Source organism: Prevotella sp. HMSC077E09 (assembly GCF_001814685.1).
GTDB lineage: Bacteria > Bacteroidota > Bacteroidia > Bacteroidales > Bacteroidaceae > Prevotella > Prevotella oris.
In genome coordinates, this window is the sequence record NZ_KV817572.1 from 47,952 (window position 1) to 48,453 (window position 502).

Below are 502 nucleotides of genomic sequence, written 5' to 3' on the forward strand. Positions count from 1 at the left end.
TACCTCGTAGCTGATACATTTGAGAAAGGGTGTTACCTTTTCCAAATCAATGCAGCGTTCCTTTTTGAGGTACTCCTGCAAATGCGGCGGTAAGGTGTCTGATAGGCATATCAGTCTCCTTGTCCCGCTTGCCATTTCTTTTTGCTTTGGACAGATAGGAGTTTCTCTCTTTGAAGAACTGTAGCTGTACGCTGTATGCTCTAAAGCGTTCTGTCCCAAACGGCAGATGGCTTCCGAGAGCGTGCAGCCTTCCAAGCGTATACAAAGGTCGATGATACTTCCGCCCCTGCCTTCGGCATAGTCTATCCAAAGGTTCTTTTCCGTGTCCACTTTGAAACTCGGATGCACTTCTTCCCTCAATGGTGAGCGATACACAGCATAGGTCGGTGTCCTGCGGACAGGCCTGATACCCTTCCTTTCGAGATAGTCCACGATGGAATATCGCTTGATAGCTGATAAATCTTCTTCTTTCATTGTTTTGATACTTTAATGGGTTGAATGA

The 502-nt window shown here is 46.4% G+C and carries 1 pseudogene; it reads right to left on the reverse strand.

The features are described 5' to 3' along the window. Positions 1-474: pseudogene (locus HMPREF2983_RS08090) on the reverse strand (mobilization protein); the annotation flags it as partial. Positions 475-502 lie beyond the last annotated feature (28 nt).